At 74.7% G+C, this 26,050-nt stretch carries 25 protein-coding genes; 13 read left to right on the top strand and 12 right to left on the bottom strand.

Annotated features, from left to right (window positions below; translation table 11 throughout):
- The first annotated feature begins 7 nt into the window (after nucleotides 1-7).
- Entirely contained in the window at nucleotides 8-1,234 is a 1,227-nt protein-coding gene (locus AB0K07_RS09490; protein WP_363752510.1) for a cysteine desulfurase-like protein, read from the top strand.
- Entirely contained in the window at nucleotides 1,231-1,518 is a 288-nt protein-coding gene (locus AB0K07_RS09485) for a GNAT family N-acetyltransferase (RefSeq protein WP_363752507.1), read from the top strand. Before AB0K07_RS09490 ends, AB0K07_RS09485 begins: the two co-directional genes overlap by 4 nt.
- An 18-nt stretch (nucleotides 1,519-1,536) precedes the next feature.
- Here the strand turns inward: AB0K07_RS09485 and AB0K07_RS09480 are convergent, their stop codons facing one another.
- Nucleotides 1,537-3,027, bottom strand: coding sequence for a glycoside hydrolase family 3 protein (locus tag AB0K07_RS09480; RefSeq protein ID WP_363752504.1), 1,491 nt, complete (start codon nucleotides 3,025-3,027; stop codon nucleotides 1,537-1,539).
- 217 nt (nucleotides 3,028-3,244) lie between these two features.
- Between AB0K07_RS09480 and AB0K07_RS09475 the strand changes: the two genes are divergently transcribed.
- The 4 genes from AB0K07_RS09475 (at nucleotide 3,245) to AB0K07_RS09460 (ending at nucleotide 6,703) form a co-directional block, all read left to right on the top strand.
- The gene (locus AB0K07_RS09475; protein WP_255421242.1) at nucleotides 3,245-3,370 is read left to right on the top strand and encodes a hypothetical protein; all 126 of its coding nucleotides are present in this window, start codon (nucleotides 3,245-3,247) and stop codon (nucleotides 3,368-3,370) included.
- A gap of 99 nt (nucleotides 3,371-3,469) precedes the next feature.
- Nucleotides 3,470-4,420: a TIGR03557 family F420-dependent LLM class oxidoreductase gene (locus AB0K07_RS09470; RefSeq protein WP_363752501.1), complete on the top strand. Its 951-nt coding sequence runs from the start codon at nucleotides 3,470-3,472 to the stop codon at nucleotides 4,418-4,420.
- A gap of 75 nt (nucleotides 4,421-4,495) precedes the next feature.
- Complete coding sequence (locus AB0K07_RS09465; protein ID WP_363752498.1) at nucleotides 4,496-6,127, top strand: ATP-dependent DNA helicase RecQ; 1,632 nt, start codon at nucleotides 4,496-4,498, stop codon at nucleotides 6,125-6,127.
- 72 nt (nucleotides 6,128-6,199) lie between these two features.
- The gene (locus AB0K07_RS09460; RefSeq protein ID WP_363752495.1) at nucleotides 6,200-6,703 is read left to right on the top strand and encodes a hypothetical protein; all 504 of its coding nucleotides are present in this window, start codon (nucleotides 6,200-6,202) and stop codon (nucleotides 6,701-6,703) included.
- 15 nt (nucleotides 6,704-6,718) lie between these two features.
- On the opposite strand, the gene AB0K07_RS09455 is transcribed toward AB0K07_RS09460, so the two are convergent.
- Complete coding sequence (locus tag AB0K07_RS09455) at nucleotides 6,719-8,320, bottom strand: MFS transporter (protein WP_363752492.1); 1,602 nt, start codon at nucleotides 8,318-8,320, stop codon at nucleotides 6,719-6,721.
- Nucleotides 8,321-8,401: 81 nt separating this feature from the next.
- On the opposite strand from AB0K07_RS09455, the gene AB0K07_RS09450 reads away from it, so the two are divergent.
- A complete protein-coding gene (locus tag AB0K07_RS09450; RefSeq protein WP_363752489.1) occupies nucleotides 8,402-9,163 on the top strand; it encodes a TetR/AcrR family transcriptional regulator in 762 nt (253 codons plus the stop codon).
- Between the two features lie 10 nt (nucleotides 9,164-9,173).
- On the top strand, nucleotides 9,174-10,208 hold the full coding sequence (locus AB0K07_RS09445; RefSeq protein WP_363752486.1) for a helix-turn-helix domain-containing protein: 1,035 nt from the start codon (nucleotides 9,174-9,176) through the stop codon (nucleotides 10,206-10,208).
- A 171-nt stretch (nucleotides 10,209-10,379) separates the two neighbouring features.
- Here AB0K07_RS09445 and AB0K07_RS09440 read toward each other — a convergent pair whose 3' ends face one another.
- The 8 genes from AB0K07_RS09440 to AB0K07_RS09405 are packed head-to-tail and all read right to left on the bottom strand — an operon-like array spanning nucleotide 10,380 to nucleotide 19,025.
- Nucleotides 10,380-11,363 carry a DNA topoisomerase IB gene (locus tag AB0K07_RS09440; protein WP_363752483.1) on the bottom strand — a complete coding sequence of 328 codons (984 nt, stop codon included), beginning with the start codon at nucleotides 11,361-11,363 and terminating at the stop codon, nucleotides 10,380-10,382.
- Nucleotides 11,347-12,300, bottom strand: a complete 954-nt coding sequence (locus tag AB0K07_RS09435) for a glycosyltransferase family 9 protein (protein ID WP_363752480.1) — start codon at nucleotides 12,298-12,300, stop codon at nucleotides 11,347-11,349. The genes AB0K07_RS09440 and AB0K07_RS09435 overlap by 17 nt, the downstream gene beginning before the upstream one ends.
- Nucleotides 12,297-12,998, bottom strand: a complete 702-nt coding sequence (locus AB0K07_RS09430; RefSeq protein WP_363752477.1) for an SDR family oxidoreductase — start codon at nucleotides 12,996-12,998, stop codon at nucleotides 12,297-12,299. Before AB0K07_RS09430 ends, AB0K07_RS09435 begins: the two co-directional genes overlap by 4 nt.
- Nucleotides 12,995-14,503, bottom strand: a complete 1,509-nt coding sequence (locus AB0K07_RS09425; protein WP_363752474.1) for a PfkB family carbohydrate kinase — start codon at nucleotides 14,501-14,503, stop codon at nucleotides 12,995-12,997. The genes AB0K07_RS09430 and AB0K07_RS09425 overlap by 4 nt, the downstream gene beginning before the upstream one ends.
- 16 nt (nucleotides 14,504-14,519) lie before the next feature.
- Complete coding sequence (locus AB0K07_RS09420) at nucleotides 14,520-15,221, bottom strand: SIS domain-containing protein (RefSeq protein WP_363752828.1); 702 nt, start codon at nucleotides 15,219-15,221, stop codon at nucleotides 14,520-14,522.
- Nucleotides 15,218-16,435 (bottom strand): glycosyltransferase, encoded by a 1,218-nt coding sequence (locus AB0K07_RS09415; RefSeq protein ID WP_363752471.1) that lies wholly within the window; start codon nucleotides 16,433-16,435, stop codon nucleotides 15,218-15,220. Before AB0K07_RS09415 ends, AB0K07_RS09420 begins: the two co-directional genes overlap by 4 nt.
- On the bottom strand, nucleotides 16,420-17,394 hold the full coding sequence (locus tag AB0K07_RS09410; RefSeq protein ID WP_363752468.1) for a glycosyltransferase: 975 nt from the start codon (nucleotides 17,392-17,394) through the stop codon (nucleotides 16,420-16,422). The genes AB0K07_RS09415 and AB0K07_RS09410 overlap by 16 nt, the downstream gene beginning before the upstream one ends.
- Nucleotides 17,391-19,025 (bottom strand): HAD-IIIA family hydrolase, encoded by a 1,635-nt coding sequence (locus tag AB0K07_RS09405; protein WP_363752465.1) that lies wholly within the window; start codon nucleotides 19,023-19,025, stop codon nucleotides 17,391-17,393. Before AB0K07_RS09405 ends, AB0K07_RS09410 begins: the two co-directional genes overlap by 4 nt.
- Before the next feature lie 217 nt (nucleotides 19,026-19,242).
- On the opposite strand from AB0K07_RS09405, the gene AB0K07_RS09400 reads away from it, so the two are divergent.
- The gene (locus AB0K07_RS09400) at nucleotides 19,243-19,665 is read left to right on the top strand and encodes an SRPBCC family protein (RefSeq protein WP_363752462.1); all 423 of its coding nucleotides are present in this window, start codon (nucleotides 19,243-19,245) and stop codon (nucleotides 19,663-19,665) included.
- Between the two features lie 249 nt (nucleotides 19,666-19,914).
- Nucleotides 19,915-20,682, top strand: a complete 768-nt coding sequence (locus AB0K07_RS09395) for a polyprenol monophosphomannose synthase (protein WP_363752459.1) — start codon at nucleotides 19,915-19,917, stop codon at nucleotides 20,680-20,682.
- A 50-nt stretch (nucleotides 20,683-20,732) separates the two neighbouring features.
- On the opposite strand, the gene AB0K07_RS09390 is transcribed toward AB0K07_RS09395, so the two are convergent.
- Nucleotides 20,733-22,340 (bottom strand): NAD(P)/FAD-dependent oxidoreductase, encoded by a 1,608-nt coding sequence (locus AB0K07_RS09390; protein ID WP_363752456.1) that lies wholly within the window; start codon nucleotides 22,338-22,340, stop codon nucleotides 20,733-20,735.
- 72 nt (nucleotides 22,341-22,412) lie between these two features.
- Here AB0K07_RS09390 and AB0K07_RS09385 point away from each other — a divergent pair, with 72 nt between their 5' ends.
- Complete coding sequence (locus AB0K07_RS09385) at nucleotides 22,413-23,846, top strand: aldehyde dehydrogenase family protein (RefSeq protein WP_363752453.1); 1,434 nt, start codon at nucleotides 22,413-22,415, stop codon at nucleotides 23,844-23,846.
- Between the two features lie 86 nt (nucleotides 23,847-23,932).
- Here the strand turns inward: AB0K07_RS09385 and AB0K07_RS09380 are convergent, their stop codons facing one another.
- The gene (locus AB0K07_RS09380; RefSeq protein ID WP_109819038.1) at nucleotides 23,933-24,334 is read right to left on the bottom strand and encodes a ChaB family protein; all 402 of its coding nucleotides are present in this window, start codon (nucleotides 24,332-24,334) and stop codon (nucleotides 23,933-23,935) included.
- 177 nt (nucleotides 24,335-24,511) lie between these two features.
- Here AB0K07_RS09380 and AB0K07_RS09375 point away from each other — a divergent pair, with 177 nt between their 5' ends.
- Together AB0K07_RS09375 and AB0K07_RS09370 are read left to right on the top strand one after the other, a co-directional pair.
- A complete protein-coding gene (locus tag AB0K07_RS09375) occupies nucleotides 24,512-25,492 on the top strand; it encodes a YihY/virulence factor BrkB family protein (protein ID WP_363752451.1) in 981 nt (326 codons plus the stop codon).
- 100 nt (nucleotides 25,493-25,592) lie between these two features.
- Nucleotides 25,593-26,009 (top strand): DUF2795 domain-containing protein, encoded by a 417-nt coding sequence (locus AB0K07_RS09370; protein ID WP_363752449.1) that lies wholly within the window; start codon nucleotides 25,593-25,595, stop codon nucleotides 26,007-26,009.
- Nucleotides 26,010-26,050: the final 41 nt, after the last annotated feature.

Here is a 26,050-nt window from a genome sequence, read left to right as displayed (position 1 = left end):
CCGGGACATGCCGTTCGACATCGCCCGCACCCGGGCCGCCTACCCCGCCCTGACCGAGGGCTTCGTCCACTTCGACGGGGCCGGGGGCACCCAGACCGCGGACGGTGTGATCGACGCGGTCGCCGACGCCATGCGCAGCGCCGTCGGCAACCGTAGCTCCGCCTTCGTACCGGGTCGCCGGTCGCTGGAGCTGGTGGCGGCGGCCCGCTCGGCGGTGGCCGACCTGCTGGGCGCGGACCCGGCCGGGGTGGTGCTCGGCCCGAGCGCCACCGCGCTGACGTACACCCTGGCCCGCACGCTCGGCGCGGGCTGGCGTCCCGGCGACGAGGTGGTGGTCTCCCGGCTCGACCACGACGCCAACGTGCGGCCGTGGGTGCAGGCCGCCGAGGCGGCCGGCGCGACGGTGCGCTGGGCCGAGGTCGACCGGCACACCGGCGAGCTGCCCGCCGGCCAGTACGCCGAGCTGGTCGGTGAGCGCACCCGGCTGGTCGCGGTGACCGCCGGCAGCAACGCCATCGGCACCGTGCCGGACGTGCCGGCGATCGCGAAGACCGCGCACGCCGTCGGCGCGCTGGTCTGCGTCGACGGGGTGCACTCGGTGCCGCACGGGCCGACCGACCTGGCCTCGCTCGGCGCCGACGTGCTGGTCACCAGCGCCTACAAGTGGTCCGGCCCGCACCTGGCGGCGATGGTCGCCGACCCGGCCCGGTGGGCGGCGCTGCGCCCGGCGAAGCTGCTGCCGTCGGCCGACGCGGTGCCGGAGCGGTTCGAGTACGGCACCCCCAGCTTCCCGCTGCTGGCCGGCGTGGCCGCCGCGGTGGACCACCTGGCCGGGCTGGACCCGGACGCGGTGGGCGACCGGCGGGCGCGGCTGCGGGCCGGGCTGGCCGCCGCCCAGGCGCACGAGGAGGCGCTGCTGGACCGGCTGCTCGCCGGGCTGGCCGAGCGGCCCGCGATCACCGTCTACGGTTCCCCGGCCCGGCGCTGCCCGACGGTGTCCTTCCGCGTCGCCGGGATGTCGCCGGCGGCCACGCAGGAGGCACTGGGGGCCGCCGGGTTCTGCCTCTCCGCCGGCGACTACTACGCCTACGAGTACTTCCAGATGATGGGCCTGCGGGACAGCGGCGGCGCCGTCCGGGCCAGCATCTACCACTACAACACCGCCGACGAGGTGGACCGGTTGCTCGCCGAACTGGACGTGCTGGCCGACGGTGCGGGGACAATGGGCCGGTGAGCAACCTGGTCGAGGACAACCCCGCCAAGCACCGTTTCGAGATCCTGGTCGACGATGCGCTGGCCGGCTTCACCGCGTACCTGCTGCGTGGGGAGGTGCTGGTCTTCACCCACACCGAGGTGGACCCGGCCTTCCAGAACATGGGCGTGGGCGGGGCGCTGATCCGGGGCACGCTGGACCAGGTGCGCGCGCGTGGCGGCACGGTGGTGCCGCAGTGCCCGTTCATGGCGGCGTACATCGACAAGCACCCCGAGTACGCCGACCTGGTCGCCGTGTACCCGTGACCCCGGGCCGGCCGGGGGTCAGCGGGCGCCGGTCAGCACCTCGGCGGCGGCCTGCCCGCTGGCCCGGGTGGCACCGTGGGTGGCGAGGTGCACCGCGCCGGTGACCAGCTCGGGCACACCCAGCTCGACCACGACCGCGTCCGGCCGGGCGGCCAGCGCCCGCTGCACCGCGGCGCGCATCCAGTCGTGCCGGTGCAGGTCGCGGACCACCAGCACCAGGGGGCGACCGTCCGCCCCGGCGCCCGGATCACCCGGCACGTCGGGCTCGGCGTAGCGGACCGTGCTGGTGCCGGGCAGCAGCTCGCCCAGCGGCAGCCCGATGCCCCACGGCGTCTCCGCGCCGATGGCGATGTTGCGCGGCGGCTCGAACTCGACCACGTGCGCCGCGCGGGTCAGCGGCAGGACGCCACCTCCGGTCTCCGTGGCGGTGACCCGGATGGCGCGGCGGGCGGCGACCAGCCCGACACCGGCGGCGTCGCCCGCTCCGGCCTCCCGGGCGGTGCGGGCGGCCACCGTCCAGGCGGCGAGCTGGCCGACCCGCTTGGCCGCCTCGGCGAGGCGCTCCTCGGGCAGCTCGCCGGAGACGACCGCGGCCACGATGGCGTCGCGCAGCTCCCGGGCCGCACCCTCGTCGGCCCGTTCGCCGCCGATGCAGATCGCGTCGGCGCCGGCGGCGAGGGCGCGGACCGTCGCGCCGGCGAAGCCGTACCGGTCGGCGACGGCGCGCATCTCCACGGCGTCGGTCACCACCACGCCGGAGAAGCCCAGCTCGTCGCGGAGCAGGCCACCCAGGATCCGCTGGCTCAGCGTGGCCGGCAGGTGCGGGTCCAGCGCCGGCACCAGCAGGTGGCCGGTCATCACGGCCTGCACCCCGGCCGTCACGGCGGCCCGGAACGGGGCCAGCTCGCAGGCGTCCAGCCGGTCCCGGTCGGCGGTGATCCGGGGCAGGTCGTGGTGTGAGTCGACGCGGGTGTCGCCGTGCCCGGGGAAGTGCTTGGCGCAGGCGGCGACACCGCCGGCCTGGAGCCCGCGTACCCAGGCGGCGGTGTGCCGGGCGACCAGCGCCGGGTCGGCCCCGAACGAGCGGACCCCGATCACCGGGTTGGCCGGGTTGGAGTTGACGTCGGCGTCCGGGGCGTAGTCGAGGGTGATCCCGGCGGCGGCCAGCTCGACGCCGAGGTCCCGGGCGACCGCCTCGGTCAGCTCCGGGTCGTCGACCGCGCCGAGGGCGAAGTTGCCCGGTCGGGAACTGCCCCGGACCGACTCGATCCGGGTGACGTCGCCGGCCTCCTCGTCGATCGCCACGATGACGTCCGGCCGCTCGGCGCGCAGGGTCGCGGTGAGTGCCGCCACCTGGTCGGAGTCGACGACGTTGCGGGCGAAGAGCACCACCGAGCCGAGCCCCTCGCCGAGCCAGCGGCACACCCACGGTGGCGGCGTGGTGCCCACGAACCCGGGTTGCAGGACGGCGGCGGCCAGCGCCGGGAGGTGCCCGGTGGGCGCGGTCACGCCGCCCCCTCGTGGCGGTCGGCGTCGGTCCCCGGTGCCGGCGCGCCCACGCCGACCCGCTGGTTGCGCTCGCTCATGCGGCCCCCGTACCCCATCTCTCGCGCGCCCTCGGCGCACCGCCACCGGCAGGCGGTGCTGCCATGGTCACACTGGGCGATTCAATAGTCAATAAACCTTACAGTTGCCGGAGGGCACGGTCCCCGGGGAGAGTGCGGGGATGGACCCCGCCCTGCTGGCCGACGCGACGAGCCCCGCCGACATCCCCGGCGTACGCCTGCTCGGCCTGGTCGTCGGCGCCCTGCTGCTGCTCGCCGCGATCCGGGCGATGTTCGGCCGACGCTGAACGCGACCCACCCGATAGAGCACCCGCGCGCCGCGTGTGGCCGACGGTGGCCGGGGTACGGCTTTCCCCATCAGCAGGTCCGCGCGCCGAGGGGGAACGATGAAGATCGGTTACTTTCTGTCCAGTGAGGAGTTCACGCCGGCCGAGCTGCTGGAGCAGGCGCGCGGTGCCGAACAGGCCGGCTTCGAGGCGCTGTGGATCTCCGACCACTACCACCCCTGGGTGGACGCGCAGGGGCAGAGCCCGTTCGTCTGGTCGATGATCGGCGCGCTGAGCCAGGTCTGTTCGCTGCCGGTGACCACCGCGGTGACCTGCCCGACCGTGCGGATCCACCCGGCCGTGATCGCGCAGGCGGCGGCGACCAGCGCGGTGCTGCACGGCGGTCGGTTCGTGCTCGGTGTCGGCAGCGGCGAGGCGCTCAACGAGCACATCCTCGGCGACGCCTGGCCGCAGACCGACGTCCGGCTGGAGATGCTGGAGGAGGCCGTCGAGGTGATGCGCGAGCTGTGGGCGGGCGACTTCGTCAACCACCACGGCAGGCACTACACCGTCGAACACGCCCGCATCTACACGCTGCCGGACACTCCCCCGCCGATCTACGTCTCCGGCTTCGGCCCGAAGTCCATCGATCTGGCCGCGCGGATCGGTGACGGCTACGTGAGCACCATGCCCGACGCCGAGATGGTGCGGCGCTTCCGGGAGAACGGCGGCGGCGACAAGCCGTGCCAGGCCGGCTTCAAGGCGGCGTACGCGGACAGCGAGGACGAGGGCATGCGGATCGCGTACGAGCGCTGGCCCAACGCCGGGGTGCCGGGCGAGCTGTCCCAGGTGCTCCCCTCCCCGCGCCACTTCGAGCAGGCCGCGGAACTGGTCAGGCCGGAGATGGTGAAGGAGGCGATCGTCTGCGGCAACAGCGCCGAAGCGAACCTGGAGATGATCGACAGGTACGCCAAGGCCGGCTTCGACGAGGTGTACGTGGCCAACGTCGGGCCGAACCACCAGGGTCTGTTCGACCTCTACCAGCACGAGGTCCTGCCCCGCCTGCGGTGAGCCCGGCGGCGGTTGACGGCCGTCACGACATCCGACGGTTTCGGCGGTCATCGGCTCGGGTACCTCCGGCCCTCGATGAAACTGTCCACGCACTCGATGACCTTGCGCCGCGCGGCGCGGAGCCTCTTCGGCTGGACCGCTCTGCGGCCCAACCAGCTGGCCGCCATGCGGGCCGTGATGAAGCGACGGGACGCCCTGGTGGTGCTGCCCACCGGCGCCGGCAAGTCGGCCATCTACCAGATCCCGGCCAGCCTGATCCCCGGTCCCACCGTCGTGATCTCTCCGCTGCTGGCCCTCCAGCAGGACCAGATCGCGGCCCTCAACGAGCGCCAGCGCCCGGAACTGCGGGCGGTGCGGATCAGCTCGAACGAGACGCCTGCCCAGCAGGCCGAGGCGATCGCCGAGATCCGCGAGGGTCGGGCGGAGTTCCTGTTCATCACCCCGGAGCAGCTGAGCAACCCCGACCGGATGGCCGAGGTCGCCTCGCTCGGGCCGGCGCTGGTGGCGATCGACGAGGCGCACTGCATCTCGGCCTGGGGGCACGACTTCCGTCCCGACTACCTGGCACTCGGGCACCTGATCGAGGGCATCGGCCGGCCGCCGGTGGTCGCGCTGACCGCCACCGCGTCCCCGCCGGTACGCGACGACATCATCGCCCGGCTGCGGCTGCGCAAGCCGGAGGTGGTGGTCTCCGGGCTGGACCGGCCCAACCTGTTCCTGGAGGTGGCGCACTGCCCCACCGAGGACTACCGGTGGCGGCGCCTGGTCGCGCTGCTGCGCGACGAGGAGCGGCCGGGGATCATCTACGTGCCGACCCGCCGTTCCGCGGAGGAGCTGGCCGCCCGGCTGACCGACGCCGGCTTCCCGGCGCAGTGCTACCACGGCGGGATGGCGGCCGGCGCCCGCGCCGAGCTGCACGAGGCGTTCCTCGCCGACCGGGTGCCCATCATGGTGGCCACGTCGGCGTTCGGGATGGGCATCGACAAGCCGAACATCGCCTGGGTGGTGCACATGGCACTGCCCGACTCGCCGGACAGCTACTTCCAGGAGATCGGCCGGGCCGGGCGCGACGGTCAGCCGGCCCGGGTCCTGCTGCTCTGGCAGGCCGAGGACGTGGGCCTGCAACGGTTCTTCAGCGGGGGCCTGCCGGACGAGACCGAGCTGCGCGACCTGGCGGCGCTGCTGCGCCGCAAGCCGGCCACCAAGACCGAGCTGCGCGAGACCACCGGTCTCGGGCCACGCAAGCTCGGCCAGTACGTGTCCCTTCTGGAGCAGGTCGGGGCGGCCGAGCCGCGCGCCCGGCAGCGCATCGGTGCCCCCCGCTACGCCCCGACCCCGGTGGACGCCGCCGCCGCGGCGCTCGCCGAGGCGGAACGGCAGCAGACCGTGACCCGGTCACGGACCGACATGATGCGGGCCTTCGCCGAGACCACCGCCTGCCGGGGCCAGACCCTGCTGGCCTACTTCGGCGAGCAGATGACCGAGGTCTGCGGGCACTGCGACAACTGCCATGCCGGCACCAGCGTCGCCGACGACGGTGCGGTCGGGCCTTTCCCGGTGCACAGCCAGGTGCGTCACCCGGAGTGGGGGCACGGCCTGGTGCTCGGCTACGAGGAGGACAAGATGACGGTTCTCTTCGACGAGGTGGGGTACAAGACGCTGTCCGTGCGCGTGGTGTCCGAACAGGGCCTGCTGACACTGGACTAGCCTGAGCCGGGCGCCGATGCGGCGCCCATCGACTGACCGAGCAGAGCAGAGCAGGGCGGAAGGGGCGTTGCCGTGATCGAGCAGCCGGCGTACACCGGTTTCGGTTTCTCCGACGAGGAGTGGGGGCTGCTGGTCGGCCTGCCGCAGTCGGTGCTGACCGCCGCGAGCGCCGCCGAGTCCGACGGCACCCGCCGGACCATGGCGGAGAACGCGGCCGGGTTGGAGACCATCGCCGCCGGCCGGGAGTCCGCCAGCCCGCTGGTCGCCGCCGTGGCCGGCGAGATCGTGACCCGGGTCGGCGACCCCGAGAGCGGTGAGGAACTGCCGGTCATCGAACCCGCCGACCCCCGGGCGATGATCGACGACGTGCTGCTGCGGGCCGCCGAGGCCGCCGCGCTGCTGGGCGCCCGGGTCGACGAGGGTGCGGCCGGCGCGTACAAGCACTGGCTGGTGAAGATTGCCGAGCAGGTGGTCGGCGCCGCCTCCAGCGGTGGGCTGCTCGGGCTGGGCGGCGAGTCGGTCAGCGACTCCGAGCGGCGCTTCCGGGACCGGCTCGCGCACGTGCTCAACGACTGACCGACCCGCACGTGCTCACCGGACGACCGGCGGTTCGTCGGACGACGACGCGGTGACGAGGGCCCCCTGTTCCGCCTCGGGCGGTGACAGGGGGCTCTTTCCCGCGGTGCCGCGCAGCGCGACCAGCGCGGTCACCGCTCCCAGCAGCATCGCCACCGTGGCGGCGACCGCGGCGAGGTGCAGCCCGTCGGCGAACGCGAGCCGAGCGGCGTGCAGCACGGCGTCGCTCAGGTGGGTCGGCAGTCCCTCGGCCACCGCCAGCGCGCCGCCCAACGTCTCCCGGGCCGCGTCACGGGCGTCCGCCGGCAGCCCGGCGGGCAGGCCGTCGGGGACCTCGCGGCGGTAGATCGCCGCGCCCACGCTGCCCAGGATGGCCATTCCCAGCGCGCCGCCCAGCTCGCTGCTGGACTCGGTCAGCGCCGAGGCGACACCGGCCTGCTCCGGCGGCGCCGCACCGAGGACCAGCTCGGTGACCAGCGACATCACCATCACCAACCCGGCCGCGTAGATGCTGGCGCCGAGCAGCAGCAGCCAGAGCGGCGACTCCGGCGTGACCCGGGTCAGCACCAGGAAGCCGACCACGGCGATCCCGAAACCCGTCGCGATCAGGTACGCCCGCTCGACGCGCTGGGCGAGCGCGGCGGCGGCCGGGGCGATCCCGCCCACGGCCAGGGACGGCACCAGGCTCCACAGTGCCGCCCGCAGTGGGCTCAGGCCGAGCACCAGCTGGAGGTACTGGGTGGTGAAGATGGCGAAGCCGACGAGGGCGAACATCGCCAGCACGTTGACCGCGAGGGATCCGGCGAAGCCGCGGCGGCGAAACAGCGCCAGGTCGATCATCGGATACGCCCGGGTCCGCTGCCGGTGCAGGAACAGCGCCCCGACCAGAACGCCGGCGACGATGGCGAGCCCGCGCTCGGTACTGACGCCGTCGCGGGCCATCTCCTTGATGCCGTAGATCACCGGCAGCAGCGCGCCCAGCGACAGCAGCGCGCTGAGCAGGTCGAACCGGCCGGCGATCGGGTTGCGGAACTCGGGCACCAGCACCGGGGCGAGCAGGAGCAGCAGCACCATCGCCGGAATGTTGATCAGGAAGATCGAGCCCCACCAGAAGTGCTCCAGCAGGACGCCGCTGAGCACCGGCCCGATCGCGATGCCTCCGGTGAGCGTGGCGGTCCAGATGCCGATCGCGGTGCCGCGCTGCTTGGCGTCGTGGAACATGTTGCGCACCAGGGCGAGCGTGGAGGGCATCAGGGTGGCCCCGCCCACGCCGAGCAGGGCACGCGCGGCGATCAGCGTCCCGGCGCTGTCGGCGTACGCGGCCAGCAGGGACGCGGCTCCGAACGCGGCCGCGCCGCACAGCAGCAGCCGGCGCCGGCCGATCCGGTCGCCCAGAGCGCCCATGGTGATCAGCAGCCCGGCCAGGACGAAGCCGTAGATGTCGAAGATCCAGAGCTGTTGGGTGCCGGTGGGGCGCAGCTCCTCGCTGATGAACGGGACGGCGAAGTAGAGCACCGACACGTCCATCGAGACCAGGAGCAGCGGCAGCATCAGCACCGTGAACCCGATCCACTCCCGCCGGCCCGCTCGGGGGGCCGGTGCGCTCGTCGTCGTCATGGGAGAACTCCTTCTGCGTATTGCGTACGCTCTTATGCGTAGACCATACGCAGAACTAGGATGGCGGGGCAAGGAGGAAATGTGGCGGCGAGGACAGACGACAACGGCCCGGCGATCCCGCCGGCCATCGAGAGCGCCTGGGGGCTACGTGAGCGGCCACCCAAGGGGCCCCGGCCCGGGCTGACCGTGAACGGCATCGTGGACGCCGCCGTACGGGTGGCCGACGCCGACGGGCTCGCGGCCGTCTCGATGAGCCGGGTGGCCAGGGAACTGGGCGCCGCCACCATGGCGCTCTACCGGTACATCGGCTCCAAGGACGAGCTGCTGACGCTCATGGTGGACGCCGGGTACGGCCCTCCCCCCGGCCCGCCCCCACCGGACGCCGACTGGCGTGCCGGCCTCACCCGCTGGGCCTGGGCCGAGCACGACGTGCTGCGGCAGCGGCCCTGGCTGCTGCACGTGCCGATCACCGGCCCGCCGATCACCCCGCAGCAGCTCGGCTGGTTGGAGGACGGGCTGCGCTGCCTCGACGGCACCGCGCTGGCCGAGGGCGAGCAGATGTCGGCACTGCTGCTGATCACCGGGTACGTCCGCAACGAGGCCACCCTCACCACGCAGATCGCCGAGGGCAGCCGGGCCGCCGGCATCGAGCCGGGCGAGATGATGCCGGCGTACGCCCGGACGGTCAGCCGGCTCATCGACCCGGCCCGCTTCCCGGCGCTGCACCGGGTGCTGACCTCCGGCGTGCTGAACCAGGACGACGACCCGGACGAGGAGTTCACCTTCGGCCTCGACCGGATCCTCGACGGCATCGAGGCCCTGATCCGCCGGCGAGCGATCTGAGGAGCGCCGGATGCTGTACAGGGACACCATCGACACCACAGTCCTGCCGCCCGGTGAGCGGTTCGGCATGTGGCTGGATCTGGTGGCGCGCACCTCGGCGCCGCTGCGGATCCAGTCCGCGCACGCCGACGACTTCGCCGCCCGGGCCGACTTCATCGACCTCGGCGCGATCCAACTGGTCGAGTACCGGTACCCGTCGCTGGACGCCACCCGGACGCGCAAGCTGGTCAGCCGCTCCGACCCGGAACTGTACGTGCTCGCACTCACCACCGGCGGAGTCGGCACGTCCAGCCAGGACGGTCGCCGCAGCGAGATCCTGGCCGGCGAGTTCACCTTCTACGACGCGTCGCGTCCGCACGACGTCTGCCACCACGCCACCGACCCGGAACGGGACCAGGCCACCTCGATCATCACGCTGATCCCGCACGCCGCGCTGCCGCTGCCGCCGCAGCGGATGTCCGCGCTCTACGGCGGCCGGATGTCGGGCAGCGAGGGCATCGGCGCGTTGCTGGCGCAGTTCCTGCTCCAGGTCACCGGGCATCCGGAGCAGTACCATGCCGCCGACGCCAGCCGGCTCGGCGCGGTGGGGCTGGACCTGGCCACCACCATGCTGGGTCGGCACCTGGTCGCCGAGGACGCGGTGCCCACCGAGGTCCGCCGACGCGCGCTGGTCACCCAGGTGCAGGCGTACGTCCACCGCCACCTCGGCGACGCGACGCTGAGCCCGCAGACCGTCGCGGACGCCCACCACATCTCGCTGCGCTCGCTGCACCGGTTGTTCGAGCGCGAAGAGGCCACGGTGGCGTCGTACATCCGCGACCTGCGGCTGGCCCGGTGCCGGCGCGACCTGACCGACCTGACTCTGCGCACCCAGCCCGTGCAGGTCATCGCCGCCCGCTGGGGGTTTCCCGACAAGGCGCACTTCAGCCGGGCATTCCGGGCGACGTACGGGATGAGCCCGCAGGCGTACCGGGAGAGCCACTCGGATCCGGCGCGGATCGTCAACCGCCCGGCGTCCATGGTCAACTCCTCGCGGGCAGACTGACAACCAACGCGACCGACCCGCTGCCCGCCCAGACGGGCGGCGGTGGTCGCCAACGGGGGCCGTGGCGAGGCGCCCGCCGCCAGGCGCGGCGGGCGGCCGCCCGGTGCGCCCCGACCGCGCACTGAGGCTCCGGCCCCGTCGCTCTCCCCCCAGGATCGTCGGCGGGGCCGGTCACACCTTCTCCAGCAGCTCCAGCAGGACCCGCTCGGCCTCCTCGCGCGGCGCCCTCGGGTCCACCGGCACCACCACCCCGTCGTGGTAGAGGTCCACCACGCGGGGGTCCACGTAGGACGTACGGGCCACGGTGGGGGTGTTGCCCAGCAGCTGGGCGACCTCGCGCATCACCGCGACCACCGCCTTGCGCCGCGCGGTCATCGACCGACCCGGCCCGACGGTGGCCAACTCGGTCGCGGCGAGCACCGTGGCGTGCCAGGTGCGGAAGTCCTTGGCGGTCATCTCGCCACCACTGGCGTCGCGCAGGTACCCGTTGACCTCGTCGCTGCGCACGTCACGCCACTCCCGGCCGTCCCAGTAGCCGAACAGCCGGTCCGCCCGCCGTCGGCGGCGACGCAGGTTGGTCAGCACCTGGCACAGCTCCGGGTCCTCGATCCGGCGTACCTGCGCGATGCCGCCCTTGGCGGGAAACTCGAGGACCACGCAGCCGCGCCGGGACCGGGCGTGCTCGGGGCGCAGGGTGGACACCCCGAACGTCGGCTCGTCGCCGGCCGCGTACTGGTCGCTGCCGACCCGGAACATCCCCATGTCCAGCAACCGGGCCACGGTGGCCAGCACCCGCTCCCGGCCCAGGCCCCGGCCGCCCAGGTCGCGCCCCACCCGCTCCCGCAGCACCGGCAGCCGCCGGGCCACCTCGAGCATGTGGTCGAACTTCGCCTCGTCCTGCTTCTCCCGCCACAGCGGGTGGTAGAGGTACTGCTTGCGCCCGGCCGCGTCGATACCGGTCGCCTGGATGTGCCCGTTCGGGTACGGCGAGATCCAGACGTCCTGCCACGCCGGCGGGATGACCAGCTCCCGCAGCCGGGCCAGCTGATCCGGATCCCGCACCGGGGCGCCGGTCGGGTCGACGAAGTGCCAGCCCCTGCCGCGCCGGCGACGCCCGTATCCCGGCCGGCCCGGATCACTACGCCGCAATCGCACCGGAGACCCGCACCACCCGTTCCACCTCGTCCACGGCGGTCAGCACCTCGTCGAGTCGCAGAGCCGCCAATGTCGGGTGGCTTCCTACCCCGTCCCACCGGGGCCAGTCACCCTCGCCGGCCCAGAGCACCCGGTGCCGGGGCCGGTCCGGGGGCGGCCCCCAGTGGGCCGGGGGCACCGGCCCGAAGAGCACGACCGAGGCGGTGCCGAACCCGGTGGCCAGGTGGGCCACGCCGGTATCCCCGCTGACCACCAGCCGGGCGGTGGCGACCAGCGCCGCCAGCGCCCCGAGGTCGGTCCGGCCGGCCAGCACGGCGGTCGGCGGCAGGCCGGCCGCGTCGGCGACCCGGGCGGCCAGCGCGCGTTCGTCGGCCGAGCCGGTGAGCAGCACCCGGTGGCCCCGGTCGGTGAGCGCCCGGGCCAGCGCGGCGAACCGCTCCGCCGGCCAACGCTTGGCGGGGATCTTGCTGCCGGGGTGCAGCACGGTCGCCCCGGTGGGCAGCCGCGCCGGGCCGGGACGGCGCAGACCGAGGTCGGCGCGGTCGGCCGGGATCTCGTACCACGACAGCAGCCGGCACCACCGGTCCACCTCGTGCTCGTCGGCGGCCCACCGCGGGCCGTCGGTGACACCGGCGTCGGTGTTGGCGAAGGCCAGCAGGCGTCCGGGGCGGGTGGCGGCGAGCAGCCGGTGCGACTGCGGGCCGCGCCCGTGCAGGTTCACCGCGACCTCCGGCGCCGGGCCCGGCCAGAGCGGCCGGTCCAGCCCGGCGGTGTCCACCAGCCGGTCGACGCCACCGACCAGGTCGACCAGCGGGGCCAGCCAGGCGGGCGCGGCGAGAGCCAACTCCCGACCGGGGTACGCGGCCCGCAGCGCCCGCAGCGCGGGCACCGCGGTGACCAGGTCGCCGACGCCGAGGGCGCGCAGGACGAGGATCACGGGTACGACGTCTCCTGCTCGGCGCAGACCACCATCTCCCGCACGGCGCAGCCGGGCGGCTGGTTGAGCGCGTACATGATCGCGGCAGCGGTGTCGACGGGATCGTTGAGGATGGCGTCCGGCCCCGGCTTGTACTGCGGGTCACGCTCGTCGAAGAACGCGGTGCGCATCCCGCCGGGGATGAGCAGGGTGACGCCGACCTGGCCGGCGAGTTCGGCGGCGAGGGCGCGGGTGAAGCCGACCACCCCGAACTTCGCCGCGCAGTACGCAGTGGCGTCGCTGACCGCCTTGACGCCCAAAGTGGAGGCGACGGTGACGATGCGGCCCCGGGAGGTCTGCAGGAACGGCAGGGCGGCCCGGATCACCGCGGCGGTGGCCAGCAGGTCGACGGCGACGATCCGGTCCCAGGTCTCCCCCGGCACGTCGGCGAGCCGGCCCGGCACGTCCATGCCGGCGGCGGTGACCACCGCGTCCAGGCCGCCGTTCTGCTCGGCGAGGTGGTGGGTGGCCACCTCGGCGGCCCGGGTGTCGGCCAGGTCGCACTGGGTCCAGGACACGCCGTCGACCGGTGGCTGCCGGTCCAGCACGAGCGGCCGGCCACCGGAGGCGGCCACCGCGGCGACCACCGCCGCGCCGAGTCCACTGGAGCCGCCGGTGACCAGGACGGTGGGCCCGGCACCGGGCGACGCGGCGCTCATCGGGTCCGCTCCCGGCCGGGCGTCACCGAGGACGGCGCGGCGGAGCGGGCCGGCTCCGTCGGGTGGCCGGTCGCGCCGCACGCGCCGGTGGCGTGCCCTCCGCCGGAGCGGGCGATCATGTCGGTGGTGGACCGGCCGTCCAGGTACGGCACCACCACCGTGTGCCCGCCCCAGCGGCGCAGGACCTCCGCCTCGGGCAGCGTCGCGGCGTCCCCGCCGCCGGTGGCGTAGTCCCCGCCCTTGGCCCAGATGTCCGGGCGCAGCCAGGACAGCGCCGCGTCCGGGGTCGGCTCGTCGAAGATCATGACGGCGTCCACGCAGCTGAGTGCGGCCAGCAGCCGGCCCCGGTCACCCTCGGACATCACCGGCCGGTCCGGCCCCTTCAACCCGGCCACGCTGGCGTCGGAGTTGAGGCAGACGATCAGGCAGTCGCCGAGCTGCCGGGCGGCCTGGAGGGTGGCCACGTGCCCGGCGTGCAGCAGGTCGAAGCAGCCTCCGGTGGCCACGACCGTGCCTCCGGCGGCGCGTACGTCGGCGAGCAGCGCGGCGACCGCCGCCACACCCACCCGGTCGCCGCCCAGGCCGACCACGCCGCTGGGCACCGGGCGCACCGGCGGCGGCAGGGCCGCGGCCACTCCCCCGCCCGCCACGTACGCGGACGCCTCGGCGACCGCCGCCTGCACCGCCTCGGAGACCAGCGCGCCCTCGGCCAGCGCGAGACTGGCGGTGGCCGCGAACCGGTCGCCGGCGCCGCAGGTGTCCCCCTCGGCGCTGCCCGGGGTGGGCACCACCAGCGGTGTGGAGCCGGCGTGGCAGAGCAGCGCGCCGTCCCCGCCCAGCGTCACCGCGACCGCACCGGCCCGCCAGCGCCGCCGCAGCCCCTGCGCGCCCCGCGAGGCGGTGGCCAGGCGGGACGCCCCGGGCAGCGCGGGGACCAGCTCGCGCACCTCCGACTCGTTCGGGGTGGCCAGGTGGACGCCGGGCACCGCGGCCGGTCCGCGCGGGTGCGGATCCCACACCACCGGCGCGCGGGTGGCGGCCAGCGCGGCGCGCAGCGCGGGCTGCCCGGCCACCCCCCGGCCGTAGTCGCTGACCAGCACGGCCGACGCCGCACCGATCACCCGCAGCACCTCGTCGGAGGGCTCGCCCGGTTCGCCCGGCGCGCCGCCGCGGTCGTGGCGCAGCAGCACCCGCCCACGGGCCCGCAGGCGGATCTTCTCCGGCGTCGCCCCGGACAGGGCCAGCGGGTACACCTGCACGCCCGCGGCGGCCAGCAGTGCGCTCAGCCGGGCGCCACCGGCGTCGTCGGCGAGCGCGGTCACCAGCACCACCTCGGCGCCCTGCGTGGCGGCGAAGACCGCCGCCAGGCCGGCGCCGCCGGGCCGGTCGGTGGCCGCGGTCTCGTCGAGCACGGGCACCGGGGAGTCCGGGCAGAGTCGGTTCACGACCCCTTCCACGTCCCGGTCGAGCAGGGTGTCCCCGACCACCACCACGGGTCCCCTCACGCTTGCCTCCTCATCCTCACGCGTCGACCTGCTGTCCGGTCCCGCCGTCGAGCACCACCTCGATCCCGGTACGCACCGGCCCGGACGGGAGCCGACCGGCCGGCGCGGGCTCGGCCGGCGCGGGCCCGGTGGCGGCGGCCAGCGCGGCGGGCAGCTCCTGTTCGAGGTACTCGCAGAGCAGGTGGCTGGTGACCAGGTGCAGTTCCTGCACCACCTGGGAGTCGGGGGACGCGACGGCGAGGGCGTCGGCGCAGACGTCGGCGAGGGGGTTGGGGGTGGGCCCGGTGAGCGCCCAGGTGGTGAGGCCGGCGTCGCGGGCGGCGTGCGCGGCGCTGAGCAGGTTCGCGCTGGTGCCGCTGGTGCTGAGCAGCAGCACGATGTCGCCGGGTCGGCCGTGGGCGCGGACCTGGCGGGCGTAGACGTCGGTGTAGCCGTAGTCGTTGGCGATGGCGGTCACGGCGCTGGTCTCGGCGTGCAGGGCGATGGCGGACAGCGGCTGGCGGTCGTGGTGGAGCTTGCCGACGAGTTCGGCGGTGAGGTGCTGGGCTTCGGCGGCGCTGCCGCCGTTACCGGCCACCAGCAACCGCCCGCCGGCCGCCAGCCGGTGCGCCAGCTCCGTGCCCCAGCGCGCCAGCTGCGACTCGCACCGCCGGTAGGGGACCAGCGCCGCGGCGAGATTCGTCAGGTGGGTGTCGAGCGGGCTGCCCGCCGGCATCAGGCCACCACCCGGGTCGGCCGGCGCACGGCGGCCACCTCGCCGTAGAGCTCGGCCAGCCGCTCGGCCGTGGCCGCCCACGAGTAGCGCGACCGGGCGCGCTCGCGCGCGGCCGTGGCGTACCGGAGGCGCCGGATGCGGTCGTCGAGCAGCCGCTGGATCGCGGTGGCCAGGGCACGGGGGTCGCGGGCCGGTACGAGGTCACCGGTGGTCCCGTCGACCACGGTGTCCCGGATGCCGCCCACGGCGGTGCCGACCACCGGCACGCCGCAGGCCATCGCCTCCAGCGGGGTCAACCCGAACGGCTCGTACCAGGGGGCGGCGACCAGCAGGTCCGCCGAGCGGTACCAGCGGCCCATCTCCTCCCGGGGCACCGCGCCGACCAGGCGTACCCGGTCGGCCACCCCGCAGGTCTCGGCCAGCGCCCGCAGCCGCCGGGCGTACGGGTCGGTCTCCAGCAGTCCCTCGGGCGGCCCGCCCACCACCACGCACTCGGCGTCCGGCACCAGCGCCATCGCGCGGATCACCGTCTGGAAGCCCTTGCGCTCGACCAGCCGGCCCACGGTCAGGATCCGGGGCCGGCCCGGCTCGCGGTCCGCGACCGGCCCGAGCGGGGCGAACGAGGCGAGGTTGACCCCGGACGGGACGACGGTCATCCGGGACCGGGGCACCCCCATCCGGACCAGCTCACCGACCTCGTCGCGACACTGCGCGACGACCCGGTCCACCGAGCGGCCCAACTCCCGCTCGTAGGAGATCCGCCGGGCCGGGCTGGTGTCCTGTACGCCCTGGTAGCGGCGCTTCACGGTGCCCAGCGCGTGGTACGTCTGCACCACCGGCACGCCGGTCTGCCGGCCGGCGTTCAGCGCGGCCAGGCCACTCATCCAGAAGTGCGCGTGGATTACCTCGGGCACCCACTCCCCGCCCCGCCACCGCTCGACGAGCCACCGGCTGAACTCCCGCATGTGCGGCAGCAGCGCGTCCTTGGCCACCGGCTCGGCCGGACCGGCGGGCACGTGCACCACGTCGTACCCGTCCGGGCTGCGGACGGTCACCGGCAGGTCGAGCGCGTCCCGGCGGGTGTAGACCCGCACGTCGTGCCCGGCGTCGGCGAGCGCGGCGGACAGCTCCGCGACGTGCGTGTTCTGGCCGCCGGCGTCCTCCCCTCCGAGGATGGCGAGCGGGCTGGCGTGCTCCGAGATCATCGCGATCCGCATACTTCCTCCTCCAGCAGCCGGTCCCAGTCAGCGAGGAAACGGTCGAGGCAGTACCTGTCCCGCGCGGCCGTTCGTGCCGCCGCGCCGGCCTGCCGCGCGACCGCCGGATCGGCGATGAACCGGCGGGCGGCGTCGAGCAGGGTGTCCATCCGGGTGGCGAGGGCCCCCGCCGCCGGGGGCACCGCCGTCACCGCCTCGGTGGTGGCGAGCGCGACGACCGGCATGCCGATCGCCATCGCCTCGATGAGGCTGAGCCCGAGTGAGGTCCACCGGCACAGGTGCAGGTACGCGCGCCGCCGGGCCAACTCGGCGTGCATCCGGTCCTGGGGTACGTCGTCGTGGCTGGTGAGCCGGTCGGCGGGCAGGCCGAGGTGGTCGGCGAGGCCGGCCACGCCCATGCCGAACACGTCCAGCGGTGCGATCTCGGCGAACCGGGACAGCAGGTCGGTGCCGGTGACCCGGCCCCGCCGGACCGGCTCGTTGATCACCACGGCGAGCCGGTCCAGCTCACCGGTGTACGACACGGCGGGAGCGACGATGCCGTGGTCGATCACGGTGGTGCGGGTGGCGCCGGTGTCCCAGAAGATCTGGTTGAACCCGGTGACGTGGGCGATGAGCAGGTCGTCGCGGTCGGCCATCGGGTGCCGGGTGTTCGGCACGTCGCCCTTGGGCGTGTTGTGCTCGACGTAGATGGCCGGGACGTCGCGGCCGGGGCGGCGGCGCAGCCACTCCTCGGCGAGGTCGACCTCCTCGGGACGTTGCAGGATGACCAGGTCGACGTCGGCGCCGGGCAGGTCGGCGGGGGCGACCTCGACGGCCGTGTCGGGCCAGGGGTAGGTGCGGGCACGGCCGAGGCCGTAGGGGCCGCGGTCGGGTGTGGTGGGGACCAGGTAGCGGTGGCTGCCGTGCACGAAGGACGTGGTCCAGGAGCCGTGCACGTGCCAGAGCAGGATGTTCATCGGCCGCCACCACCGCTGACGGCCAGCACCCGCACCGCGTCGACCACCTCGGCCGGGTCGACGCCGCTCACGCAGGGGTGCCCGGGCACCGGGCAGCTGGCCGCCCGGGTGTCCCGGCAGGGCGCACCGGCGTCACCGAGCCGGACGGTGGGCACCCGGTACGGCCCCCACTGTCCGAACGGGACGGTCGGCGCGAAGAGACTCACCACCGGCACCCCGGCCGCGGCGGCCAGGTGCGCGGGCCCGGTGTTGCCGACCACCACCGCGCTGGCGTCGGCGACGATCGCGGCCAGCCCGGGCAGGTCGGTCCGGCCACCCAGGTCGGTGCCGCCGGCCGCCGCGACGCGGGCGGTGACGTCCCGTTCCTCGGGGCCGCCGGTGACCAGCACCCGGTGCCCGGCAGCGGTCAGCGACCCGGCGATCCGGGCCGCCAGCTCGAGCGGGCAGGCCCGGCTCGACGCGGCCGAGCCGGGGTGCAGCACCACGTAGCCGGGGTCACCGAGGTGGGCCGGTCGGGGCGGCAGGGCGCCCGGCCGCAGCCGGAGCACGGGTTCGTCGTCGACGGGCAGCCGGTGGCCGGCGGCGGCGGCGAGGGAGAGGGCCCGTTCGGGTTCGGGGACGCCGACGGGTACCCGGTGGCGGACGTCCAGCAGGGAGCCCGGGTAGTCGTCGCTGATGGCGGCGATCCTGCCGATCCCCGCCATCCGCAGCAGCAGCGCCAGCGGCAGGGCGGACTGGTGGAACGAGGTGAACACCACCGCCTGGTCCGCGCCGACCGCGGCGAGACGCGCGGTCAGGCTCCGCATGGCGTCCGGGTCGACCGGCGCCGGCGTGGGGTCGATCCACGGCAGCGGATGCTCGATGATCTCGTCGATGCCGGGCAGCAGGTCGGCGGCAGCGCGTCCGCGGGGCCCGCACAGCAGCACCACCCGCTGCGCGCCGGCCGCGACGGCGCGGATCGCCGGCCCGGTGACCAGCACGTCGCCGGCGGAGTCCGACCGCACCACCAGCGCTGTCCCCACCCGCTCGCCGGCCGCGCCCGACACGGGGTGCACCGCCTGCTGGCGGCGCAGGATCTCGTCCACCGCCGCCGGCAAATCGCTGGCCAGCCAGCCGGCGGCGGCGATCTCCTCCGGTCGGGTCACCGGGGTGGGCACCAGCACTCCCGCCGCCCCGGCCGCCAGCGCGGCGGCCACGTCCCGGCCGATGTCGCCAACCACCACGCACCGCGACGCGCTCGTGCCCAGCTCCCGGGCTGCCGCGTGCACCAGGCCGGGGGCCGGTTTGCGGCAGTCACAGCCGTCGGCGTCGTCGTGCGGGCAGACCAACCACGCGTCGAAGCGACCCAGCAGCTCCTCGACCCGGGCGTGCACCGCCCGCATCTGCTCCTCGCTGAAGTAGCCCCGGGCCAGGCCGGACTGGTTCGTCACCACCGCCAGCCGCAGCCCGGCGGCCCGCAACCGGTCCAGCGCCGCTCGCGCCCCCGGCACGGGCCGCACCTTCTCCGGGTCACCGTTGTACGGCACGTCCTCGATCAGGGTGCCGTCGCGGTCCAGCAGCACCGCGTCGTACAGGACGGGGCGGGCCCCCTCGACAGGCCCGGAACCGGCCCGGCCAGCACCGGCGTACACCCGGGCTGACCTGCGCTGATCCGGATCCTCCTGGTCCTGTCGCACAGGCGGCGGGTTCCCTGCGCCCCGAGGAGTAAACGTCGTCGTCGGCACGGTGGGCCAGCGCCGCCGGCGGTGCCCCGCGTCGGCCTTACCCGCCGCCCCGGAGAAGCTAACCCGGGCGCCGTTAGCCTCCGTTCCGCCGGGGTATGGGAGCCCAGTGGCGATTGTGGAGAAAGTGATCGAGGCTCCCCCGCAGCAGGTGTTCGACGTGCTCGCCGACGGGTGGACGTACAGCGACTGGGTGGTCGGCACCGCGCACGTACGGGGCGTGGACGAGGCCTGGCCGCGGGTGGGCAGCCAACTTCACCACCGCGCCGGGCCGTGGCCGTTCTCGTTGCAGGACGCCTCGACCGTGCTGGTCTGCGAGCCACCGCACCGACTCGTGCTGCGGGCCGGTCTCTGGCCGGCCGGCGAGGCGATCGTGGCCTTCACCCTGCAACCGGTCGGCGAGGGCGCCACCCGGGTCCGCATCGGGGAGGACTTCGCCGCCGGTCCGCTGCGCTGGGTCCGCAGCAAGATCAACGATCTGGTGCTGCACCTGCGTAACCGGGAGACGCTGAACCGACTGTCCGACATCGCCACGCGGCAGAAGGGGTAGCGGTGACGCGGACCGTGGTGGTGACCGGCGCGAGCGCCGGGCGATCCTCTGGGCCGCCGACCACGGCACCGCTGGCCCTCGTCGCGGCGGCCCGACGCCCACGCTGACCTGCGCCGCACCACCGGGAGCGCGTCGCGCAGGCCGTGCGGGCCGCCATCCGCAGCGCCCGGAAGGGGAGCCTTTTCAACCCGGATGTGGCAACTGGCTACCCTCTCAGGTAGCCCTGTCCGCAAACCGAGGATGTCCGACATGATCGAGCCCGTGCAGCTGCCGTCGCCGTGGCGGGACGCGCGCCTGACCGTCGTGGTGCCCACCTACAACGAGGCGGGCAACCTCCCGGCGCTGGTCGAGCGGCTGCTCGCGCTGCCGCTGCCGGGGCTGCGCATCCTCGTTGCCGACGACAACTCCCCCGACGGCACGGGCGAGGTGGCCGACAAGTTGGCCATCGAGCACCCGGACCGGGTGGAGGTGGTGCACCGGGCCGGCAAGGAGGGCCTGGGCCGGGCCTACGTCGACGGGATGAGCCGGGCGCTCGACGGCGGCGCCGAGTACGTGGCGCAGATGGACGCGGACCTGTCCCACCCGCCGGAGGCGCTCCCGGGGATGCTGGGCGCGCTGCTCTCCACCCAGGCCGGCGTGGTGATCGGTTCCCGGTACGTGCCCGGCGGCGAGCTGGACGAGAACTGGCCGCTGTACCGCCGGGCGCTCAGCGGCTGGGCGAACCTCTACGTGCACACCCTGCTGCGGGTGCGGATCCGGGACCTGACCGCCGGCTTCAAGATCTGGCGGGCCGACGCGCTGCGGGACATCGGCCTCGACCGGGTGCAGTCCAACGGCTACAGCTTCCAGGTGGAGATGCACTACCTGGCCACCAAGCTGGGGCACACCATCCTGGAGGTGCCGATCCGCTTCGAGGAGCGGCGTGACGGGGAATCCAAGATGACCACCGCTACCAAGATCGAAAGTGCGCTGATGCCGTTCCGCCTGCGCAGCAAGCACCGCAACATCACCCGCTGATCCGTCTCCGGCCCGCCCCTCGGCGTGGGCGGGCCGGCCGGGCACGGCGGTCAGTCGGGGTAGACGACGCGGTGCGCGGTGGAGATGGCGGCGGCGTAGGCCCGGCCGGTGAGCGCACGGTCGCGCGCGAGCGCCGCACGGGCCGCGTTCGCGCCGGGTGCGCCGTGCACCCCGCCACCGGGATGCGCCGACGCGCTGGCCAGGAAGAGCCGGTCCACCGGGGTGTCCGCCCGGCCCAGGCCGGGGATCGGGCGCAGGAACAGCTGCTGGTACGCGGCGGCGGTGCCACCGCCGATAGCGCCGCCGACCAGGCTCGGGTCGCCCCTCTCCAGGTCGGCCGGCCCCGCCACGTGTCGGCCGACGATCAGCTGCCGGAAACCGGGGGCCGCCGCCTCCAGCACGTCCTCCATCCGCTGCACGTGCCCGGCGACGTCCTCGGCCCGCCAGTCCCGCCGGAACGGCAGGTGGGTGTACGACCAGAGCGACTCGGTGCCCGGCGGGGAGTGGCTGGGGTCGGCCACCGACATCTGCCCCAGCAGCAGGAACGGGTCGCGCGGCAGCTCACCGCGGGCCAGCTCACCGGCGTAGCGGGTCAGCCCGTTCAGGTCCGCCCCGAGGTGCACCGTGCCGGCGCCGGCCACCTCCCGGGTCGTCCACGGCATCGGCGCGGAGAGCGCCCAGTCCACCTTCAGCGTCGAGCCGTCCCAGCGGAAGTGCGCCAGGTCCTCCACCAGCCGCGACGGCAGCGCCGCCGCGCCGACCAGGTCGAGGTAGAGCGCCGGCGCCGGCACGTCGGCGAGCACGGCGCGGCGGGCCCGCCACAGCGCGCCACCCACGGTGCGTACCCCCATCGCCCGGCCCCGGGCGGTGAGCACCCGGTCGACCCGGGCGCCGTAGAGGATCCGGCCGCCGCGTTCCTCCAGGCGGGCCACCAGCGCGTTGGTGATCCGCTGCGCGCCGCCGTCGGGCACCGGCCAGCCGACCTGCTGACCGAGCATGGCCAGCAGCCAGCCGTACACCCCGGAGCCGGCCTCCTCCGGGGACAGGTCGGTGTGCAGGGCGCAGCCGGCCAGCAGCGCCGGCCCGCCGTCGCCGTCGAAGAGTTCGTCGCCGAGCTTGCGGACCGGCACCACCAGCCGCCGGGCCAGCCGCAGCGCCCCGGCGACCCGCATCCGCCGCAGCAGGGCCAACCCGCCCCGCACGGGCGGGAACGGCGTGGTGATGGTCTCCAGCATCGGCTCGGCCACCTCGAGCCAGTCGGTGTACGCGTTGATCCAGCGCTTGCCGTCGCCGGGAGCGAACTGCTCCAGCGACGCGGCGGTGACGTCCGGGTCCCGGTTGATCACCGCGGCGCGGCCGTCCGGCAGCAGGTGCGCCAGCACGTCCGGCGAGTGCCGCCAGGACAACCCGTACCGGCCCAGGTCGAGCCCGCGCAGCACGGGTGAGGCGTAACCGAGGGGGTAGAAGGAGCTGTAGAGGTCGCTGAGGTAGCCCGGCGCGGTCACCTCGGCGGAGCGGACCGCGCCCCCGGGCACGGCGGTCGCCTCCAGCACCACCACGTCCCAGCCGGCGTCGGCCAGCAGATTGGCCGCTACCAGGCCGTTGTGGCCGGCTCCGACGACGACCGCGTCCGCGCTCTCCGCGCCGGTGCTAGTCATCCGATCCGCCTACCCGGCGCGCAACCGGGCGAAACGCGTTTGCCTCGCCGGGGCCGGGGCATCCAGCGTCGCATGTACACGGTTGCGCAGTTGGTAGGCGGGGTGTGGGGCGCGGGCGGCGGGGGCGGCGAGCTGGTCGTCCATGACCCGGCGGACGGTTCGCCGGTCAGCTCGGTGCCGGTGGCCACGGCCGACGAGGTCGCCAAGGCGGTGGGGGCGGCGCGCGAGGCGGCGGCGGCGTGGGCGGCGACCGCGCCGGCCGCGCGGGCGGCGGCGGTGCACCGGGCCGCGGACGCGGTGGCGGCCGTGACCGAGGAGCTGGCCGCGGCGGTCACCGCGGAGATGGGCAAGCCGCTGGCGGATGCCCGCGGCGGCGTCGAGGCGGGCATCGGCACCCTGCGACAGTACGCGGAGCTGTCCCCGCTGCGCGGTGGGCGGACGCTGCACGGCGAGCCGGACGCGGTGGACTTCATGACCCCGCAGCCGCGTGGCGTGGTCGCCGCGATCACCCCGTGGAACGACCCGGTGGCGGTCTCCTGCGGGTTGCTGGGCGCGGCCCTGGTCACCGGAAACGTGGTGCTCTACAAACCCAGCGAACGGACCCCGGCGACGGGCTGGTTGCTGGCCCGGGCGCTGGACCAGGCCCTCCCGGCCGGCGTGCTGTCGCTGCTCACCGGCGGGCCGGAGGTCGGCGCGGCGCTGGCCGGCCAGGAGGTGGACGTGGTCGCGCACGTCGGCTCCACGGCGACCGGGCGGGCGATCGCCGCCGCCACGGCCCGCACCGGCGCCAAGGTGCTCCTGGAGAACGGCGGCAGTGATCCGCTGGTCGTCGACGCAGGTGTCGACGCCGGCTGGGCGGCCGGGCAGGCGGCGCTCGGCGCGTTCGCCAACGCCGGGCAGATCTGCGTCGCCGTGGAGCGCGTCTACGTGCACCGGGAGGTGGCCGAGGACTTCGTGGCGGCGCTCGTGCAGCGGGCCGGCGCGCTGCGGGTCGGCCCGGGTCGGGACCCGGGCACCGAGCTGGGCCCGCTGGTCGACCGGCGGCACCGTGACCACGTGCACGGGCAGGTGACGGCGGCGGTGGCGGCCGGCGCGCGGGTGCGGACGGGCGGCGAACTGCCGGACGGGCCGGGCGCGTTCTACCCGGCCACGGTGGTCACCGACTGCCGGCACGACATGCCGCTGGTGCGGGAGGAGACGTTCGGGCCGGTCGCGCCGGTGGTGGTGGTCGACTCGTTCGACGAGGCCCTGCGCTGCGCGGCCGACTCCCCGTACGGGCTGGCGGCCACGGTGCTGACCGCGTCGATGAGCCACGCACAGCGGGCCTGGCGGGAGCTGCCGGTGGGCACCGTGAAGATCAATTCGGTCTTCGGCGGCGCACCGGGCGGCGCCGCGCATCCGCGCCGGGCCAGTGGCCAGGGCTTCGGGTACGGCCCGGAGTTGCTGGACGAGTTCACCGCCACCAAGGCGGTGCACATCGAGGCACCGGGCGGCGGTCACTGGTGAGCGGAACGGGCGGGCGCGGAGGTCCGCGTCCGCCCGTACCTCATCCGGGTCTTGTCCGGTGCGGGTCGGCACCGGCGTCGCGGCGGTCAGTCGCCGCGGGCCTTGCGGGTGGCCCGGTCGTTGGCCTTCTCGATCGCCTTGACCAGCTCCGGCTTGGTCATGCTGGACCGGCCGGGTACGTCCAGCTCACGGGCCACCGACATCAGGTGGTCCTTGGTGGCGTTGGCGTCCACCCCACCCGCGGTGGGTGCCCGCCGTTCCGGCCCGCCGCCGGCCGCCTGGCGGTCGCTCGGGCCCTTGCGGCCCTTCGGCTCCCAGTGGTCGCCGACCTTCTCGAACTGGTGCTTCACCGCGGCGAAGGCGGTGCGGTGCGACCGCTCCCCCTCGCCGTAGGTCTCCACCGCCGAGTCGTGCGTCTTCTCCCAGGTGCGCTGCGCCTTGTCCGGGGAGCGTCGCAGCGTGCTGGGCAGGTCCTCGCGCCCGGGCATCTCGTCCTCCTCCGTGTCGACAGGATCACCGTGACCGTTCCCCCGTGACGGGGCGGCAAACCATACGCGGCGGTCGCGTGTCGGCGGGCGGGTTTGTCGAATTCCCGGCGCGGGTACCGGCCGGGCCAGGCCCGACCGGACGACCGGTCATCCGCGGCCGGCGCACAGGGAGCGGGCATGACGACCACGGAGCCCGGTACGACGCTCGGCGGCACACCCGGCGCGCGGGTTCCCCGGCGGATGCGGCAGCTGAGCTGGCGGACCTGGCGTGGGGTGGTGGTCCGCAGCGCACGCAACTTCGTCACCGACAACTGCTCCGACTGGGCCGCCGCGCTCACGTACTACGGGGTACTGGCGCTCTTCCCGTCCGCCATCGTGGTGGTGGCCCTGGTCGGCCTGGTCTCCAACGGCGAACAGACCGTGGCCACGGTGGTCGACCTGGCCAAGCAGATGGGCGCCGGGTCGGTGGTGGCCGACGACGGCATCGTCAAGGTGATCGGCGAGGTGGTGGACCAGGAGAGCTCCGCGAAGGCGCTGCTCAGCTTCGGTCTGCTCGGAGCGCTCTGGTCGGCGTCGGGCTTCATCGGGGCGTTCACCCGCGCCTCCAACGCCATCTACGGCGTGAACGAGGGCCGCCCGGTCTGGAAGCTGCGCCCGTTGCAGATCGGCCTGGCCGCGATCACGCTGGTGCTGCTCGCGGTGGTCGCTCTCGGGCTGATCGTCAGCGGCCCGGTCACCGACGCGGTCGGCGACCTGATCAACGCCGGTGGCCTGGCCCGCACGGTGTGGAGCGTGGCGAAGTGGCCGGTGCTCGCCCTGATCATGATGGTGCTGCTGTCCCTGCTGTTCTGGATCGCCCCCAACGTGCGGCAGCCCCGGTTCCGCTGGCTCACCCCGGGCGGCGCGGTGGCCCTGTTCGCCTGGGCGGTGGCCTCCTTCGGTTTCGGTCTCTACGTCGCCAACTTCGGCTCGTACGACGCCACCTACGGCAGCCTGGGCGCGGCCATCGCGTTCCTGGTCTGGCTCTACCTGTCCAACTCGGCGCTGATGCTGGGGGTGCAGATCAACGCCGAGGTGCAGCGCGGTCGGCGGTTGCAGGCCGGCGACCCGGACCCGGAGGAGCCGGTGCTGCCGCCACGGAAGCCGGCCGAGTCCTGAGCGGCTTACCCGACGGAGTGTCCGGTTCGGGGCCGGGCCGGGGGCCGGTTCGTGACCGGGTGCCGGTTTACCGGCCGGGGTGCCGGGTAGCGCAGAAGGCATGGAGCGTGGCAACAGCAAGCACGGACCGAGGATCGACGAGCAGATGAGCCAGGAGGTCAGCGGCCTCGTGCAGGGGCCGGGGACCGGCGGCTCTCGGGTCGACGAGTCCCGCGTGCCGGAACCGGCCGGTGAGGACCAGCCCGAGGCGACCACCGCCCCCGCGGGTGAACTGCGCACCGGTTCACCCCAGGGGATGAGCTCCGAGGACGTCGAGCGGCGCAGCCGGCTGGGCCGGTTCATCACCATGAGCGCCCTGCCCGGCGACCGGGACGCGCTGGTCGCCAACGCGCGCGACAACGACGCGCCCGACGACATCGTCGCGGAGCTGGAGCGGCTGCCCGAGGGCACCCGCTACCAGACGGTCTCCGAGGTGTGGGCAGCGCTCGGCCACAAGAACGAGACGACTCGCTGGTGACCGGATCACCCCCCGATCCGGACGATCACCCGAGGACGAAG

It is taken from the genome of Micromonospora sp. NPDC049301, from assembly GCF_040678715.1.
GTDB lineage: Bacteria > Actinomycetota > Actinomycetes > Mycobacteriales > Micromonosporaceae > Micromonospora.
This window is presented reverse-complemented; position numbering and strand designations above follow the sequence as displayed.

Bases quoted from the DNA above. Each gene is read 5' to 3' on its own strand.
- AB0K07_RS09490 (WP_363752510.1), top strand. From the start codon at position 8: ATGCCGTTCGACATCGCCCGCACCCGGGCCGCCTACCCCGCCCTGACC.
- AB0K07_RS09475 (WP_255421242.1), top strand. From the start codon at position 3,245: ATGGACCCCGCCCTGCTGGCCGACGCGACGAGCCCCGCCGACATCCCC.
- AB0K07_RS09470 (WP_363752501.1), top strand. From the start codon at position 3,470: ATGAAGATCGGTTACTTTCTGTCCAGTGAGGAGTTCACGCCGGCCGAG.
- AB0K07_RS09465 (WP_363752498.1), top strand. From the start codon at position 4,496: ATGAAACTGTCCACGCACTCGATGACCTTGCGCCGCGCGGCGCGGAGC.
- AB0K07_RS09455 (WP_363752492.1), bottom strand. From the start codon at position 8,320: ATGACGACGACGAGCGCACCGGCCCCCCGAGCGGGCCGGCGGGAGTGG.
- AB0K07_RS09445 (WP_363752486.1), top strand. From the start codon at position 9,174: ATGCTGTACAGGGACACCATCGACACCACAGTCCTGCCGCCCGGTGAG.
- AB0K07_RS09430 (WP_363752477.1), bottom strand. From the start codon at position 12,998: ATGAGCGCCGCGTCGCCCGGTGCCGGGCCCACCGTCCTGGTCACCGGC.
- AB0K07_RS09415 (WP_363752471.1), bottom strand. From the start codon at position 16,435: ATGCGGATCGCGATGATCTCGGAGCACGCCAGCCCGCTCGCCATCCTC.
- AB0K07_RS09410 (WP_363752468.1), bottom strand. From the start codon at position 17,394: ATGAACATCCTGCTCTGGCACGTGCACGGCTCCTGGACCACGTCCTTC.
- AB0K07_RS09395 (WP_363752459.1), top strand. From the start codon at position 19,915: ATGATCGAGCCCGTGCAGCTGCCGTCGCCGTGGCGGGACGCGCGCCTG.
- AB0K07_RS09390 (WP_363752456.1), bottom strand. From the start codon at position 22,340: ATGACTAGCACCGGCGCGGAGAGCGCGGACGCGGTCGTCGTCGGAGCC.
- AB0K07_RS09385 (WP_363752453.1), top strand. From the start codon at position 22,413: ATGTACACGGTTGCGCAGTTGGTAGGCGGGGTGTGGGGCGCGGGCGGC.
- AB0K07_RS09380 (WP_109819038.1), bottom strand. From the start codon at position 24,334: ATGCCCGGGCGCGAGGACCTGCCCAGCACGCTGCGACGCTCCCCGGAC.
- AB0K07_RS09375 (WP_363752451.1), top strand. From the start codon at position 24,512: ATGACGACCACGGAGCCCGGTACGACGCTCGGCGGCACACCCGGCGCG.
- AB0K07_RS09370 (WP_363752449.1), top strand. From the start codon at position 25,593: ATGGAGCGTGGCAACAGCAAGCACGGACCGAGGATCGACGAGCAGATG.